This is a genomic window from Actinomadura livida, assembly GCF_014648675.1.
Taxonomy (GTDB): domain Bacteria; phylum Actinomycetota; class Actinomycetes; order Streptosporangiales; family Streptosporangiaceae; genus Spirillospora; species Spirillospora livida.
In genome coordinates this window covers 252768-268934 of sequence record NZ_BMRO01000006.1, presented here as the reverse complement: position 1 = coordinate 268934, position 16167 = coordinate 252768, and the positions used below count along the sequence as shown (strand labels likewise).

12 protein-coding genes are annotated in these 16167 nt (G+C 69.5%); 10 read left to right on the top strand and 2 right to left on the bottom strand.

What is annotated here, in order from left to right:
- Nucleotides 1-50: 50 nt before the first annotated feature.
- From IEZ03_RS16440 to ispG, 6 genes are all read left to right on the top strand, one after another.
- On the top strand, nt 51-1637 hold the full coding sequence (locus IEZ03_RS16440) for a class I adenylate-forming enzyme family protein (protein WP_184883586.1): 1587 nt from the start codon (nt 51-53) through the stop codon (nt 1635-1637).
- 70 nt (nt 1638-1707) lie between these two features.
- Nucleotides 1708-2787 (top strand): methyltransferase, encoded by a 1080-nt coding sequence (locus tag IEZ03_RS16435; protein WP_221480673.1) that lies wholly within the window; start codon nt 1708-1710, stop codon nt 2785-2787.
- Between the two features lie 239 nt (nt 2788-3026).
- Nucleotides 3027-4130, top strand: a complete 1104-nt coding sequence (locus tag IEZ03_RS16430) for a type III polyketide synthase (protein WP_184883588.1) — start codon at nt 3027-3029, stop codon at nt 4128-4130.
- A gap of 26 nt (nt 4131-4156) precedes the next feature.
- Nucleotides 4157-5116 carry a 4-hydroxy-3-methylbut-2-enyl diphosphate reductase gene (locus tag IEZ03_RS16425; protein ID WP_184883590.1) on the top strand — a complete coding sequence of 320 codons (960 nt, stop codon included), beginning with the start codon at nt 4157-4159 and terminating at the stop codon, nt 5114-5116.
- Between the two features lie 51 nt (nt 5117-5167).
- Nucleotides 5168-7009: a 1-deoxy-D-xylulose-5-phosphate synthase gene (locus tag IEZ03_RS16420; protein ID WP_184883592.1), complete on the top strand. Its 1842-nt coding sequence runs from the start codon at nt 5168-5170 to the stop codon at nt 7007-7009.
- Nucleotides 7010-7116: 107 nt separating this feature from the next.
- Complete coding sequence (gene ispG / locus IEZ03_RS16415) at nt 7117-8292, top strand: flavodoxin-dependent (E)-4-hydroxy-3-methylbut-2-enyl-diphosphate synthase (RefSeq protein WP_184883594.1); 1176 nt, start codon at nt 7117-7119, stop codon at nt 8290-8292.
- A gap of 279 nt (nt 8293-8571) precedes the next feature.
- Here the strand turns inward: ispG and IEZ03_RS16410 are convergent, their stop codons facing one another.
- The gene (locus IEZ03_RS16410; RefSeq protein ID WP_207945471.1) at nt 8572-8733 is read right to left on the bottom strand and encodes a helix-turn-helix domain-containing protein; all 162 of its coding nucleotides are present in this window, start codon (nt 8731-8733) and stop codon (nt 8572-8574) included.
- Nucleotides 8734-9254: 521 nt separating this feature from the next.
- The gene (locus IEZ03_RS16405; RefSeq protein ID WP_221480674.1) at nt 9255-9773 is read right to left on the bottom strand and encodes a hypothetical protein; all 519 of its coding nucleotides are present in this window, start codon (nt 9771-9773) and stop codon (nt 9255-9257) included.
- A 2076-nt stretch (nt 9774-11849) separates the two neighbouring features.
- On the opposite strand from IEZ03_RS16405, the gene IEZ03_RS16400 reads away from it, so the two are divergent.
- From IEZ03_RS16400 to IEZ03_RS16385, 4 genes are all read left to right on the top strand, one after another.
- Nucleotides 11850-12755, top strand: coding sequence for an aromatic prenyltransferase (locus IEZ03_RS16400; protein ID WP_184883595.1), 906 nt, complete (start codon nt 11850-11852; stop codon nt 12753-12755).
- Nucleotides 12756-12986: 231 nt separating this feature from the next.
- The gene (locus IEZ03_RS16395; RefSeq protein ID WP_184883597.1) at nt 12987-13643 is read left to right on the top strand and encodes an undecaprenyl diphosphate synthase family protein; all 657 of its coding nucleotides are present in this window, start codon (nt 12987-12989) and stop codon (nt 13641-13643) included.
- A 150-nt stretch (nt 13644-13793) separates the two neighbouring features.
- Nucleotides 13794-15374 carry a DUF6851 domain-containing protein gene (locus IEZ03_RS16390; protein WP_221480675.1) on the top strand — a complete coding sequence of 527 codons (1581 nt, stop codon included), beginning with the start codon at nt 13794-13796 and terminating at the stop codon, nt 15372-15374.
- A gap of 194 nt (nt 15375-15568) precedes the next feature.
- Nucleotides 15569-16167: aromatic prenyltransferase (locus IEZ03_RS16385; RefSeq protein ID WP_229808332.1), on the top strand; the 599-nt coding region annotated here is incomplete at its 3' end.

The window sequence follows — 16167 nt, the reverse complement described above, 5'->3', positions numbered from 1 at the left end:
GGGCGCGGCCCGGACGACGCAGCTGAACATCGCAAGGGAGTCAGTCCCCCATGAAGCGTTCCATCGCCTACAGATCGGTCCAGAAGCGCGGTCTCCACATCGGCCTTCTGCCGGAGATGGCCGCGGCCGTCAACGCTTCCACGCCGATCGACCTCGACCACGACCTGGACGTCCTGCCCGGCGCAGGCAGGCGCATGACGGTCACCGACTTCGCCGACCACATCCGCGACCTGGCGGCCCGCCTCTGGGCGGCCGGTGTCCGGCCGGACGAGCACGTCGTCCTCTACAAGACGGCCAACGCCGACGCCTGGATGCTCGGCGCGGCCACGTCCCGCATCGGGGCGATCCCCGTCATGCTGTCGCCCTCGCTGGACGCCATCACCGTCGGCGCGCTGCTCAAGCGGCTGGGCCGGCCGAGCCTGCTCACCGACGGGCGCACGCTCGACGCGCTGGCCGAGCTGCCGCTGGCGGACCTCGTCGAGCGGACGCTGATCGTGCGCGGCGACCGGCCGGGTGCGCTGTCGCTCGCGGACTACGCCGGGGCGCCCGACGTCGCCCCGCGGGTCCGGCCGATCGACGCCGCCGCCGTCATCACCCACACGTCCGGCACGACCGGGGTCCCCAAGCTCGTCGTGCACACGCCCCGCACGCAGGCCGTGCGGCTCAGGCCGCAGTGGCGGCTCCTGTCGCTGATGCGCCGCAGGGAGACCGTCGCGATCCACATCCCGTTCGTGCACTCCCGGATGGTCGCCGCGATGTCCCTCGCGCTCCTCCAGGAGATGCCGGTGCTGCTCATGCGGGAGGGCTCCCTCGACCGCGTCGCCGAGGCGTTCCGCGAGCACCGGCCGGGCTTCGTCGAGGCGCTGCCCAACTCGCTCATGGAATGGGAGGCGCTGACCGACGACCCCCGCAGGCCGTTCTCGTCGGTGCGGTACTTCAGCAGCACCTTCGACGCCATCCACCCCCGGACGATGAGCCGGCTGCTCAGGTCGTCGGCGCGGCGCGGGGCGCTCTACTTCCAGATCTACGGGCAGAGCGAGGTCGGCCCGGCGGTCGGCCGCGCCTACTTCCGCCACTCCGCGCACCGCACGAACGGGCGCTGCGTCGGCTGGGCGATGCCGCAGGGCTGCGCGAAGATCCGCCTGGTGAGCCGGGACGGCCGGCCGGTGTCCGAGCAGAACCCCGGCTACATCGAGGTCGCGTGGAGCGGGCTCGCGAAGACCTACTTCGCGGAGCAGGACCGGTACGACGAGAACCGGTTCGGGGACTGGTGGCGGACCGGGGACGTCGGCTACCGCACCAGGCTCGGCTGCCTCCACATGCTCGACCGCGAGGTCGACATGATCGGCGGGGTGCAGAGCTCGCTGGAGGTGGAGGACCAGGTGCTCGGCAGGCTGGAGGAGCTGAGCGAACTCGTCGTCGTCCACGGCCTGAAGTCCGAGCCGATCCCGGTGGTCTGCACCACCGACGACGCGCCGCTGGACCGGGACCGCTGGCGCGCGGCCGTCGCCGGCTTCCCCCAGCTCGCCGACCCGATCCAGATCCCCCGGGCCGAGCTGCCGCGGACCGGGACCCTGAAGGTGCAGCGGCTCGCGCTGTCCCGCCGGCTCAAGGAAGAGATGAAGGACCGGGCGTGACCCGGATCGACCCCCCGCGACCCGCCCCCGGCGACGGCGGCGGGAAGACCGACTCGAAAGGGCCAGTGCAATGACACCGGAAGCCACGCTCGCGCGATTCCGCGAATACATGGTGGGACCGACGCGGTTCATGACGCTGCTGTCCTGTTTCGAACTCGGCATCATCGACGCGCTGCGGGAGCGGCCCGGCATGACCGCCGCGGAGCTCGGCGACGCGGTCGGCGTGAAGCCGGACGCCGTGGAACAGCTCCTGTTCCTGCTGGTCAAGGAGGGCTTCGTCGGGTACGGCGGGGCCGCCGAGGAAGGCCGCGGCTACTCCCTCGACGCGCTCGGTGCCGTCCCGGAACGGGATCTGAAGCGCGCGCTCGCCTACATGAACATGATCAAGGTGGTCGCGCTCAGGCAGCTGTTCAACCTGACCGAGAGCGCGCGGACCGGCACGCTCGTCGGCCTGAAGGAGCTCTACGGGGCCGAGGGGACCCTGTACGACGCGGTGGCCGAGCACCGGGACCTGCGCGAGGCGTGGGCGAAGCTGATGGACACCGTCACCGCGAACATCGACCCCTGGTTCTTCGGCAACATCGACATGCCGTCCGGTGCGCAGGTGCTCGACCTGGCCGGGAACACCGGGCTGGGGGCCGTGCACACCTTCCAGATGAAGCACGTCCCCGGGATGCGGGTCACGACCTTCGACCTTCCGGAGAAGGAGACCGAGTGCCTGGAGAACTTCCGGGCCCACGGCGTGGCGGAGCACTGCTCGTTCATCGGCGGCAACGTCTTCGACGGGATCCCCGAGGGCTTCGACGTCGTACTGATCAAGCACTTCCTGGACATGTTCGACCGGGACGCCGTCATCCAGATCCTCAACGGCGTCCACAAGTCGCTGCCGGTGGGCGGGCAGGTCAACATCCTGGTCCCCGTCTATCCGGAGGACGTCACGGAGACCGACAACCACAACGTCGACTTCTTCCCCGCCTTCTTCATCGGCTGCACCATGGGCCAGGGCGGGCCGCAGAAGCTCTCCACCTACCGGAGCTGGCTGGAGGAATGCGGGTTCGAGGTGACGAGGACGGTCACCAAGGACCCCGCGGAACTGCCGCAGGACGTCATCCCGGTGCCGGCCGTCCTCTCCGCCACCAAGACCGCGTGAACACCGGTCGGCCGTAACCCGGGGGCGGCCCCTGAGATTTCGAGACACGGCGTCCCGCGCTCCGCGGGGCGCCGTGCCGGTCCCGGCCGCCCTCCGCCGGGCGTCCGCGCGCCGGACGCGGCCGCCCGCGCGCCCGGGCCGGCCCTCATCTCCTCGGACGCCAATCGAGGCGGCGCGGCCGATCCCGCCGCCGCCCGACTGGACTGCAACGTGGCCTCTGAAGAAAGTGGACCCGATACATGCCAACGCTGTGCAAGCCGTCGATCCGTGTGCCGGAGTACGTCGTCACCATGGAGGACACTCTGGAGTTCGCCGAAAAGGTCCACGCGGGAAAACCGCAGCTCCCTTTGGCGCTCCGCCTGATCCAGAACACCGGAGTGCGGAAGCGGCACATCGTCCAGCCCATCGAGGAGGCGCTCCTCCACCCGGGTTTCGAGGAACGGAACCGGCTCTACGAGTCCGAGTCCAAGAAGAGATGCCCCGAGGTCATCGAGGAGGCGCTGGCGAACGCCGCGGTGACGGTGCGCGACATCGACGCCATCATCTACGTGTCGTGCACGGGCTTCATGATGCCGTCGCTCACCGCCTGGCTGATCAACAGCATGGGTTTCCGGTACGACACCCGGCAGATCCCCATCGCCCAGCTGGGCTGCGCGGCGGGCGGCGCGGCGATCAACCGCGCGCAGGAGTTCTGCACCGCCCACCCCGAGAGCAACGTCCTGATCGTCTCCTGCGAGCTGTGTTCGCTGTGCTACCAGCCCGGTGACGACAACGTCGGCGCGCTGCTGTCCGACGGGCTGTTCGGTGACGCGGTCGGCGCCGCCGTGGTGCGCGGCAACGGCGGTGTCGGCGTCGCCCTGGAGCGCAACTCGTCGTACCTCATTCCCGGCACCGAGGACTGGATCTCCTACGCCGTCCGGGCGACCGGCTTCCACTTCCAGCTGGACCGCCGGGTGCCCGGGACGATGGAGCCGCTGGCCCCGGTGCTGCGCGAGCTGGCCGCGAGCCACGGCTGGGACGTGCGCAATCTCGGCTTCTACATCATCCACGCCGGCGGCCCGCGGATCCTCGACGACCTCGCCAAGTTCCTCGACGTCGACCGCGAAATGTTCCGCTTCAGCTGGGCGACGCTGACCGAGTACGGCAACATCGCCAGCGCGGTCGTGCTCGACGCGCTGCGCAGGCTGTTCGACGAGGACCGGGTGACCCCGGGCGACACCGGCGTGATCGCGGGCTTCGGTCCCGGGATCACCGCGGAGATGGCGGTGGGCCGCTGGACCGTGGACGCCCCCGCGGAGATGGAACGAGCCCAGCTCGACGAGCTGACGTCCTCCCTCCAGTAAGACGAAGCAGCCACCTGAGAGGAATCATGACGCATTCGCAACGCCGAGTCCTGCTCGCGAAGCCGCGCAGCTCCTGCGCCGGGGTGGACCGGGCCGTGCGGACCGTCGAGGTCTGCCTGGAGAAGTACGGGCCGCCCATCTACGTGCGCAAGCAGATCGTCCACAACGCCTTCGTCGTGAAGTCCCTCGAAGAGCGGGGCGTCATCTTCGTCGAGGAGACCGAGGAGGTGCCGGAAGGCGCCACCGTCGTCTTCTCCGCGCACGGGGTGGCGCCGGCGGTGCACGCGGAGGCCAAGGCGCAGAAGCTGACGACGATCGACGCCACCTGCCCGCTGGTCACCAAGGTCCACAGGGAGGCGGTCCGGTTCGCCGAAGCGGACTACGACATCCTGCTCATCGGGCACGAGGGCCACGAAGAGGTCATCGGCACCCTGGGCGAGGCGCCGGACCACATCCACCTGGTCGACGGCCCGGACGACGTGAAGAACGTGCAGGTCCGCGATCCCGACCGCGTGGTGTGGCTGTCGCAGACCACGCTGTCGGTGGACGAGACCCTCGCCACGGCCGCGGCCCTGCGCCGCAGGTTCCCGAACCTGCTGGATCCGCCGTCGGACGACATCTGCTACGCCACCCAGAACCGCCAGGTCGCGGTGAAGGAGATCGCCGCGGGTTCGGAGCTCGTCATCGTCGTCGGCTCGGCGAACTCCTCCAACTCCGTCCGCCTGGTCGAGGTCGCGCGGGAGCGCGGCGCCGCCGCGCACCTCGTGGACTACGCCGAGGACATCGACGAGTCGTGGCTCGACGGCGTGACGACCGTCGGGCTGACCAGCGGCGCCTCCGTTCCCGACGAGCTCGTCCAGGACGTGCTGGCCTGGCTGGGCGAACGGGGATACGACGAGGTCCAGGAGATCGAGCCGGTGACGGAGCGGATGCACTTCGCCCTGCCGCGCGAACTGGACCATCCGGCCACGGCGGAGACCGCATAGCGGGCCCGCACGTCCGCGGCCGCAACGACGCGGCACGAGGAAAGGACACCAATGGCATTGCTGGAAGGCATACGTGACCCCGCCGACCTGCGCGAACTGCCCGCGGAGGAAATGCCCGCGCTGGCGGAGGAGATCCGCGGGTTCCTGGTGCGGGCGGTGGCCCGCACCGGCGGGCACCTGGGCCCCAACCTGGGCGTGGTGGAGCTGACGCTCGCGCTGCACCGGGTGTTCAGCTCACCCCGCGACAAGATCATCTTCGACACCGGGCACCAGTCGTACGTGCACAAGCTGCTCACCGGCCGGCTGGACGGCTTCGACGGGCTCCGCCAGCGGGGCGGACTGTCGGGCTACCCGTCGCAGGGCGAATCGGTGCACGACCTGGTGGAGAACTCGCACGCCTCGACCGCGCTCGCCTACGCCGACGGCCTGGCCAAGGCCAACCAGCGGCGCGGGCGCACCGACCGGTCCGTGGTCGCGGTGATCGGCGACGGCGCGCTCACGGGCGGGATGGCGTGGGAGGGGCTCAACAACCTGGTCGGCGCCCCCGACCGGCCGGTGATCGTCGTGCTCAACGACAACGGCCGCTCGTACGCCCCGACCATCGGCGGGCTCGGCCGGCACCTGCATGACCTGCGCACCTCGTCCGACACGTGGCTGGACGTCTACACCCGCGACGGCCACGTAGTGGAGGACAACCTGTTCACCAACATGGGCTTCGGCTACATCGGCCCGGTCGACGGCCACGACGTGTCCGCCTGCGAGCGGGCCTTCGATGCGGCCCGCGCCATGCGCCGTCCCGTGGTCGTGCACGTCGTCAGCAGCAAGGGCCGGGGATACGCGCCCGCCGAGAACGACCAGGCCGACCATATGCACGGCATCGGCAAGATAGACCCGGAGACCGGGGAGGCGCCCAAGTCGTCCGGCACCTCCTGGACGAAGGTGTTCGCCGACGAGCTGTGCGCGGTGGGCGAGGACCACGACGAGGTCGTCGCCATCACCGCCGCCATGCCCGGACCGACCGGGCTGGCCGCGTTCGCGGAGCGGTTCCCCGACCGGGCGTACGACGTCGGCATAGCCGAGCAGCACGCCGCCGGTTCGGCGGCCGGGCTCGCCCTCGGCGGGCTGCATCCCGTCGTCGCGGTCTACTCCACGTTCCTCAACCGGGCCTTCGACCAGGTCGTGATGGACGTCGCCCTGCACCGCCTGCCGGTGACGTTCGTGCTGGACCGGGCCGGGATCACCGGGCCGGACGGCGCCAGCCACCACGGCATGTGGGACATGTCGATCCTCGGCGTGGTGCCCGGCCTGCGGGTCGCCGCGCCCCGCGACCCCGCCCGGCTCCGCGAGACCCTCCGAGAAGCGGTCGAGGTCACCGACGGGCCGACCGTCCTGCGCTTCCCGAAGGCCACCGCCGGCCCGGACATCGACGCCGTCGTCCGCGTCGACGGGATGGACGTGCTGCGCCGCAGCCGCGGGCTCTCCCTCGACGTCCTCATCGTCTCCACCGGGGTGCTCGCCGAGGCGTGCCTCCAGGCCGCCGACATCCTGGAGGACCAGGGCATCGGGATCACCGTCGTCGATCCCCGCTGGGTCATCCCGGTCAATCCGGCGCTGACCGGCCTCGCGGCCAGGCACCAGCTCGTCGTCACCGTCGAGGACTGCAGCCGCACCGGCGGGGTGGGGGCGTGCGTCGGCCAGGCCTGCGCCGACGCGGGGGTGCGGACCCCCGTCCGCAACCTCGGGCTTCCCCGCGCCTTCATCGAGCACGGCGACCGGAACGGGCTCCTGGCCGACATGGGCCTGTCCGGCGAGCAGATCGCCCGGACCGTCCGGGACCACCACGCCGACCTGTGCGTCCCCGCGCGAACGGGCGCGGAGACGAGCCCGCGATGACCGCCGGCGACCCCGGCGGCCGTCCGCACGCGGCCCGGGCCGCCGCCCGGGCCACGCGCCCGGCGGCGGCCCGGAGCCCGGTGACCGAACAGAGAGGATGATCGGACATGGTCGATCTCGGTATGCCCAAGGTGACACCGGCGCTCAGCCCGCGGCGGAAGAGCAGGCGGCTGACGCTGGGGAACGACGGCCGGGCCGTGCAGGTGGGCGGCGCGGCGCCGGTGAGCGTCCAGTCGATGACCACCACGGTGACGGCCGACGTGAACGCGACCCTGCAGCAGATCGCGGAGCTGACGGCGTCCGGATGCCAGATCGTGCGGGTGGCGGTGCCGTCGGCCGACGACGCCGAGGCCCTGCCGGCGATCGCCCGCAAGTCGCAGATCCCGGTGATCGCCGACATCCACTTCCAGCCCAAGTACGTGTTCGCGGCGATCGACGCCGGGTGCGCGGCCGTCCGGGTGAACCCGGGCAACATCAAGGCGTTCGACGACAAGGTCGCGGAGATCGCGAAGGCCGCGGCCGCCGCGCGCGTCCCCATCCGGATCGGCGTGAACGCGGGATCGCTGGACAAGCGGCTGCTGGCCAAGCACGGCAGCGCCACGGCCGATGCGCTCGTGGAGTCGGCGCTGTGGGAGTGCTCGCTGTTCGAGGAGCACGGGTTCGGCGATCTGAAGATCTCCGTGAAGCACCACGACCCGGTGGTGATGGTCTCGGCGTACCGGAAGCTGGCCGCGGCGTGCGACTACCCGCTGCACCTCGGGGTGACGGAGGCGGGACCGCAGTTCCAGGGCACGGTGAAGTCGTCGGTGGCGTTCGGCGCCCTGCTGGCGGAGGGCATCGGCGACACGATCCGGGTGTCGCTGTCGGCGCCGCCGGTGGAGGAGGTCAAGGTCGGGATCGCGATCCTGGAGTCCCTCGGCCTGCGCGAACGCGGCCTGGAGATCGTCTCGTGCCCCTCCTGCGGCCGGGCCCAGGTGGACGTGTACAAGCTCGCCGAGGAGGTCACCGCCGGTCTGGACGGGCTGGAGGTGCCGCTGCGGGTCGCGGTGATGGGCTGCGTCGTCAACGGTCCGGGCGAGGCCCGCGAGGCCGACCTGGGCGTCGCGTCGGGGAACGGCAAGGGACAGATCTTCGTCAAGGGCAAGGTCATCGCGACCGTGCCCGAATCGAAGATCGTCGAGACGCTCATCGACGAGGCGATGCGGCTGGCCGAGGAGGCGGGCGACGGCGACGCGGCGGCCGCCGGGAAGCCGGAGGTCATCACCGTCCCCGTTCCGGGCTAGCGCGCTCCGGGGCGCGGTGATCTGGAAACCGGTCGTCGAGCGATCGAAATCGGGAGCATTCCGAATATCGTTCTGTCGTATCGCGGGAAGCGCCGGCCGCGCCCCGAATTCGCCCCCGGCAGGACGGCGTGGCACGTCGGCTGCCGGGGGCTTTCGCGTACCGGTCCCGTGTCGTCCGGACCCGGGACCGGGTGCGAGTCCGCGCACCGCTCGGTGAAAATTCGCCCCTGGTCTCGGCGGGCGATCCGGCGTTGCGCATTATGGCGGGTCAGTACACGATCACGATCCCTGGGCCGGGGGGTCGAACGTGTCCATGACGTCGTCCGGATGGTAGTAGACGCGACGGTTGAGGGTGTAGCGGCGCCACTGTGACTGGTGGGCGTAGCGGTAGACCGTGCCCTTGGGAATGCGCCAGATGGCGGCTATGTCATCGACCGTCAAGCCGACTTTGTGGATCTCGCGATTCAGCATGTTCCTCCCTGTGGTGACCTTCTACTGGAGCTCGGTGACCCCTTGGAGCCGAGGGGGCACCGCAGCGCACGTGGAGTTCGATCAGCAGGCCGGAAAACGCGAATGGCGAATCACGTCGCGGGACGAGCCGATCGCACGCATGGTCCGGGAACCGGGCACCGTCAATGACGGGCGGATGCGAAGGGGAGCCGTATCGACATTCCCGGCCCGGACCGGATGCCGGCGCTCACCGGCCGGCCGAGGTGATCATTCGCGATGGACGCTCAGCGCCGATGCCGCGGCACGTCCCGGCCGGACGCCCCGGGGGGCGGCAAACGGGCCGGTGATCACCAGGAGATGACGGCGGGGAGCCGAGCCGTCGGCGTGAGAACAGGGCGGTGGCGAGGCGGCGCGGCGCGCCGTGTCGCGCGGGTGCGGGGCCGCAACGGCTTTCACCGGCGGGTCCTCGCAGGTGAGGAGCCGCTGCGGTCGGTCAGGGAGCCGTCCTCCGGTCAGCGTCCCTGGATCTGGCGGGCGAGCGTGGCCCATCGGGTGGCGGGCCACCGGTGGTCGGGATAGGTGGTGCAGACGATCTCGGCGGGAAGCGCGTCCTCACGCCGGCGCATGTGGGCGACGAGCTCGCCGCTGCAGGTGGGACAGGAGCCGACCGGCACCCGGCCGCCGCCTTTCGAATAGGCGGTCTTTCGCGCGGCGCGCGTGAGATCCCCGATCTCGTCCACGATCTCCGCCGCGGCGGGGTGGGCGGCGAGCCACTCGGCATGCCGGCAGAGGAACTGCGCGAGCGCGCGGATGTCCCGCGGGGGGCGCTGGAGCCGGCGTTCGTCGGCGACGAGGCTGGCCCAGGAGGCGAGGACTTTGCGAATCGCGGTACGTATCTCGGTGGCCGCGGCGCTCATCGGGTCGGCGGTGGTGCTCTTCCGGGGACCGGTGCGGATCATGCGCATGGTCCCCTGGCCCGTCTGGTTCATGCAGTCGTCGTAGAGCGTGGGCAGGTTCCGGATGTCGCCCACGAGACGGTCCAGGCATACCGAGCACACGAACCGGCCGTCCCCGGCCCTTCGTGCCTTCTTGTCAATATTCCCGCTCTGTTTTTGGCACGATCCAGCTTGACACAGTATGCGTCCCTTCATGTTCTCCCCGTAAAAGCCTTGTCCGCTGCGGGCCGGGTGGTGTGCGCGTACTCCTGCCATGCTCTCTGCATACTCTTCAAAACAGTCATCTACGTCAACTGCCACGCGAGAAAACACCAAGAGAATTAGCGCTACTGCCCGCTGAACAGGGAAAATTCGCGCACGCCGGGTACGGTGCCGCGGTCAGACACCTCACCGGGTGATCAGGTCGGTGGTTACCCGGGATAGGGACCAGGTTGAAATGTCAACGTGTTATTCTGCGTTATAGCGCGATCACGAAACGTCATAGATCGAGCTTATTGCGCCGGCCGGTCACTCGGCCCAATCGCGAATTTGGGGCACCCGTAACGCGGAGGGCGACACCTTCTCGAATGCTGAGATGAGCGACGGGCGGGCGGGCCCGAGGCCGGGCGGAGCCGGGGTTCGCCCCCGGGCCAAGCGGGTGATCTCCCTCGGTGAGGACGGCGTGGCGCCCGCCGGCGGAACGCTTTGCCGCCTCCGCCCGCGCGGCGGCGCGCGCCCTGAGCGCGAATCGACTGCCTGGCCGCGCACTTGACGACGGTCACGGTCGCCGGTAGAGGAGCCGCCTCCGCCCCTGCCGTCCGGTCGAGGGGCGGCACAGCGTGCTCCAGGGGCCGTCATGGGCCTCACCAGAGCTCAGGAGTACTTCCGGCCCCCCGGCGGCAGGGCGGGCCGTGTCGCGGGCTCTCGGCGCCTGCGGCCATTCCGGTCACACCGCCACCACGGCTCGCCGACCGCTCGATCTCATCGATTGGGAACGGTTTCTTCCCAGGAGGAGCGCCGCGCGCTCTGTCGGCCGAGGAGTCCCAAATTACAGCGAACGTCGCTGGCGTACATACCCACATGACCGTGTTAGCGGCCGATGGCCGACCTCGGTAAGCGAACGGAGGCACACGTTATATAGCGGCGTTGTTCAAGTTGGGTCTTTTCGCCGTTCCCGGGGACCGGCCGGACCTTGATCGGACCGTGAGAGGAGTCGAAGTCATTGTTCGAGGACGCTGAATTCTGTCCATCAATTCCCGGTACTCGCCACCCGGCCGGCATGGGGGAGAGACCCCCTCCTCGCCGTCACCCTCCGTGGCGTGCGGCCCCGCAGCCTTCCACGCCTCCGCTCGGCGCGGGGGCACGCCCTGCGCCGAGCGCGATCACGCTGCGCCCTCGGCCCCACGCCTGAAGTCCGCGTGCGGAGCGCCCTGCCGGCCGACCGGATCGATGCCGTCGTGCGGCACGGGTCGCCAGGCCATGAACGTCCGTGTACAGCGGAAATGCCGACGTGATCAGCTGGAGTCGGCGGCAGCGGGGGCCTTGACATCCTGCAGCGAAGAATCTATATCTATGGTGGCGTCTTTAGGGTTTGCCCAAGTGCCGGCCAATGCCAGATGCAGGGTCCCATTTCACCGCGCTACCCGTTCACCGCCGTGGCGTTCGACCACGGGCCGTGAACGAGCGCCATTATCTCCTGGCTGGAACCGGCTCTGTCAACGGTCTGTCCAATTAATCGGCCGACGCGCCCAGTGATCATATGAGTGGGGCGTCCGATGGCCGGCCCGTGCCTGTGATCGCGCGACCCCGCGAGGCGGGAACGCCGAGGTCTGGGGGCCGCGGAAGACGACACATATCGTCCGACCAGGCATGGAGTCGCGCCACCTGCGAGCCTTGACAACCTGTGGCGAAGAACATATATCTAGGGTGGTAGCTCCGGACTTTGCCTTCTGACGGGCCCATCATCGGAGCAAGCTCCCCGTTCCGCCGTTTTGGCGGCACGCCGCCCCAGTTGAGGGTGGCGCCATTTCTCGCGACCCGGCACGCGGTAATTGAGATCCGCAGCGCCGCATCTTTTCCTGGCACGCCCATTTCCCGCCGGTGACCCCCGTGTCACCGGCGTTCGACCTGTTCCGTCCCACACGACAAATCAAGATCGACGCGGGAGGCGCAATGGCCGGCACAGCCGAGCTGGAAGCTCTTTACTCCGACATCGAGAAGGCCGCCGGACTGCTCGACGAGCCCTGCTCGCGGGACGCGGTCTGGCCCATCCTGACCGCGTACGCGGACGCCCTGCCTCCGCACGCCCAGATGGCCTACCGGGTGGCGACCAACTCCGCGGGCCTCGACTTCCGCATCGCGTCGCTCGCCCCCGACCTCCACCCCTACGCCCTCGCGCTGGCGAACGGCCTCACCGAGAAGACCGACCACCCGGTCGGCGACCTGCTCTCCGATATCCAGGACCGCTTCCCGCTCGACTACCACGGCGTCGACTTCGGCGTCGTCGGCGGCTTCAAGAAGACCTGGACGTTCTTCCCCCTGAACAACCTGCAGAAGGTGACGGAACTCGCCGACCTCCCGTCCATGCCGCGCAGCCTGTCCGAGAACCTGGAGTTCTTCACGCGCAACGGCCTGGACGGCAAGACGAGCCTGATCGGCATCGACTACCCGAGCAGGACGCTGAACATCTACTTCCTCGGATCGCCCCCCGAGATGCGCGAGCCGGACGCCGTCCGGTCGATGATGCGCGAGCACGGACTGGCCGAGCCGAGCGAGCAGATGCTCACGCTCGCCCAGCAGGCGACCGGCTACTACACCACGCTGAGCTGGGACTCCTCGAAGATCGAGCGGATCACCTTCGCCGTGGTGGTCCGCGACCTGGACGCCTTCCCCGCCGGCGTCGAGGTGGATCCGAAGATCGAGAAGTTCGCCAAGGACGTCCCGTACACCTACGCTCCCGCCACGCGCAAGGGGATCTACGGCGTCACGGCCGCGCCGAGCGGCGAGTACTACAAGCTCCAGTCGTGGTACCAGATGCCGCCCCAGATGGTGCAGATGCTCGCCCCTGACGCGGGCTGACGGCACCCGGCGTCGGCTCGCCGGTTCCACCCGACGCGCAGAGCACCCGTCACCACGCCCATGGCGACACCCCCGGTGACGGGTGCTCTTTCGCGTGCGGTTCTCCTCCACCCCGACTCCGGTGCCACCGGCGTGGTCGCGGGTTCCGATCCAGGTCCCGGCCGCCGGGCCGGCGGCGGGCCGCCCTTCCCACGGTGAGACCCCGCACAAGATGACAGAGAGGCGAGAACAGTGACCAACTTGATGCTGCTGCCGGACGGAATGCGCCGCTGGTCCCAGGAGCAGGGCGTCTCCCTCGACGACGGCTACACGGCGATGGCGGACAAGCTCATCGACTTCATCGGCTGGGCCAAAGAGGACGGCATCACGACGCTCTACATCACGACCTCGTCCGCGGCGAACTTCAGCCGCCCCGAGGCCGCGGTGACCACGTTCCTGGTCGCCTTCAACGACGTGGCGCGCCGCTGCCACGGCGACTGCAACTTCGACTTCTCCGGGTCGCTGGACCTCGTCCCCGAGGAGTACCTCACGGAACTGGAGGAGCTCCGCGACAAGTCGGACAAGGACTCGGGGTTCACGCTCCACTACATCCTCGGGATGTCCCTCACCCGCGAGGTGATCGGGATCTTCAACCGGTACAACGGCAAGATCCCGGCGATGACCGAGGAGATCCTGACGGAGAGCGCGTACGTCACGAAGCCGGTCGACTTCGTCATCCGGACCGGCGGCGCGATCCGCATGTCCTCCTTCTTCCCGCTGATGTCGCCGTACGCGGAGCTCCACTTCTCGCCCGTCCTGTTCCCGAACATGACGCGGGCCGACTTCGACCGGGCGCTCAAGGACCTCCGGGGCCGGGAACGGCGCTTCGGCGGCTACCCGGCGACCTGACGCACTCCCCGCCCCGGCTCCCGACGCCGGCGAGCGGCGTCGCCGCCGACACGACCACCGGGCCCGGATCGTCCATGTGCGACGACCCCGGGCCCGGCCACCCCGCCCCACCTCCGCAAGAAATCCTCTGCAAAGGACAGGGACACCCCCATGACGACGTCCAACCTCCCGCCCGCTTCAGGTCTCCTCCCGAGCCGCAGGCTGCTGCTGTTCGGCGGCCTCGGCGTCGCCTCGACCGCGGCGCTGGGCCTCGGGCAGACCGGCACCGCCCATGCCGGGAAGCGCGAGGACGAGCCCTCGATCGACTTCGACCTGGACACCGACAACTACCTGAAGTTCCTGGGGCCCAGCGACGACACCGCCGGGGAGTCGATCAACCAGGACGTCTTCGGTGCCATGGACATCACCACGTTCCTGTGGCTGAACCGCATCACGGCCATCGCCGCGTTCGACGCGGTGGCGCCGTACCACGAGACCGCGGTCGGCATCTACGCCAAGATCAAGCGGCGTCCCGCCAGCGAGTCCGCCACGAACCGGAACATGAACATCGCCGGCCTGTACGCCGGGTGGCGGGTCTGGCAGGGAGTGTTCGGGGAGTCGAGGCCCGCCGTCCGGCAGTTCATGACGGCCCTCGGGCTCGACCCCGACGACCAGTCGGAGGACACCACCAGCCCCATCGGCATCGGCAACGTCGTCGGCAAGGCCGCCTGGAACGCGCACAAGCAGGACGGCATGAACTTCCTCGGCTACGACGGCGGCCGCCGCTACAACCCCAGGCCGTGGGGCGACTACACCGGCTACGTCCCGGTGAACACCCCCTACGAGCTGACCCACCCCTCCCGCTGGCAGCCGCAGCTCGGTCCGCACAACGGGCGCCGCGTCGGCGGCGGGCCGGGCGACATCGGCATCTACGTCGCGCAGCACGTGGTCACCCCGCAGGTCCGGCGGGTCAGGGCGCTCACCTTCAAGGACCCGACGCAGTTCAAGATCTCCCGCCCCGACTTCATCGACCACCGCGACCGCCGCCGGTTCCGGCGCCTGGTGGACGGGATCATCGACGCGTCCGCCGGGCTCACCGACGAGCAGAAGGTGATCGCGGAGGTCATGGACAACAAGCGCTGGGGCATCGGGCACTCGGCGGTCCACCTCCTCAACAAGCACGACCAGAACGGGGAGCAGGGCATCCCCGGATGGGCGTTCTTCCAGCTCGTGCACACGCTCGCGACGTTCGAGACGACGATCGCGGTCTGGCACCACAAGATCAAGTACGACGCGGTCCGGCCGATCAGCGCGGTCCGGTACGTGTACGGCAGGCGCCGGCTGACGGCGTGGGGAGGCCCCGGCAAGGGGACGGTCAACGACATCCCCGCCGAGGAGTGGAGCAGCTACCTGCCCACGGGGGACCACCCTGAGTACCCCTCGGCCTCCACCACGGTGTGCGCCGCCTCGGCGCAGGCGGCCCGGCTCTACTTCGGCGAGGACACGCTGGACTGGAAGTTCACCGTGAAGAAGGGCGAGACGAGGACGGAACCGGGGATCGCCCCGAGCAAGGACGTCGAGGTGCACTTCCCGACCTGGACCGACTTCAACCAGGTCTGCGGCGACAGCCGGGTGTGGGCCGGGGTGCACTTCCAGGAGACCATCGACCGGTCCAGGCCGTTCGGCGACCAGTTCGGCGACCTGGCCAACGACTTCGTGCAGCGGCACATCAAGGGCCAGGTCAAGAGCTGACGCGATGAATGAGCGGGCAAGGGCGGCCGGCGCGTCGGCCGGCCGACCCGCCCGCTCCTTCATGAGAAAGGGTCCGCCTGCGAACAGGGCCTTCCGGCAGCCCGGCGGTTGCAAAAAACCGGACCGGCGCCGGAAGGCCCAGTTCTCATATTCGAAAATGCCACCGCCGCATGAGACTGAGACTTGGAGGACCGATGTCCGGAGCCGCCGGGATGGAAAAGGTGTACTCGGCCATCGAGCAGTCGGCTCGAATGCTGGACGTGCCCTGCTCGCGTGACAGGGTATTGCCGATCCTCGCCTCGTACGGGGACGCGATCAGCAATGTCGCGATCATTTTCAGCGTGTCGACCGGCAGCCAGGAGTTCGACTACACCATCCAGCTGCCCGAGGAGATCGACGACCCCTACGCCCACACGCTGTCGCACGGCCTCGTGGCGAAGACCGACCATCCGGTCGGCGCGCTGCTCTCGGACATCAAGGCGCGTATTCCCGTCAGCGAGTACTTCGCCGACTACGGGGCCGTCGGCGGTTTCCAGAAGCTCTACCCGAGCTTCCCCGGTTCCCCGCAGAAGGTCGCGGACCTCGCCGGCATCCCGTCCATGCCGCGCGCCGTCGCCGAGAACGCGGACCTCTTCGCCCGCTACGACCTGGCCGACGTCGCGCTGGTCGGGATCGACTACAAGCGCAAGACGATGAACCTGTACTTCCAGCTCGGCGCCGAGGTCGCGGGCGATCTCGAATCTAAGGCCGTCCTCTCGCTGCTGCACGACTGCGGAATGCCGGAACCGGACGA

What these genes read in the sequence shown, in the direction of transcription:
- IEZ03_RS16440 (WP_184883586.1), top strand. Translation starts at nt 51, where the DNA reads ATGAAGCGTTCCATCGCCTACAGATCGGTCCAGAAGCGCGGTCTCCAC.
- IEZ03_RS16435 (WP_221480673.1), top strand. Translation starts at nt 1,708, where the DNA reads ATGACACCGGAAGCCACGCTCGCGCGATTCCGCGAATACATGGTGGGA.
- IEZ03_RS16430 (WP_184883588.1), top strand. Translation starts at nt 3,027, where the DNA reads ATGCCAACGCTGTGCAAGCCGTCGATCCGTGTGCCGGAGTACGTCGTC.
- IEZ03_RS16425 (WP_184883590.1), top strand. Translation starts at nt 4,157, where the DNA reads ATGACGCATTCGCAACGCCGAGTCCTGCTCGCGAAGCCGCGCAGCTCC.
- IEZ03_RS16420 (WP_184883592.1), top strand. Translation starts at nt 5,168, where the DNA reads ATGGCATTGCTGGAAGGCATACGTGACCCCGCCGACCTGCGCGAACTG.
- ispG (WP_184883594.1), top strand. Translation starts at nt 7,117, where the DNA reads ATGGTCGATCTCGGTATGCCCAAGGTGACACCGGCGCTCAGCCCGCGG.
- IEZ03_RS16400 (WP_184883595.1), top strand. Translation starts at nt 11,850, where the DNA reads ATGGCCGGCACAGCCGAGCTGGAAGCTCTTTACTCCGACATCGAGAAG.
- IEZ03_RS16390 (WP_221480675.1), top strand. Translation starts at nt 13,794, where the DNA reads ATGACGACGTCCAACCTCCCGCCCGCTTCAGGTCTCCTCCCGAGCCGC.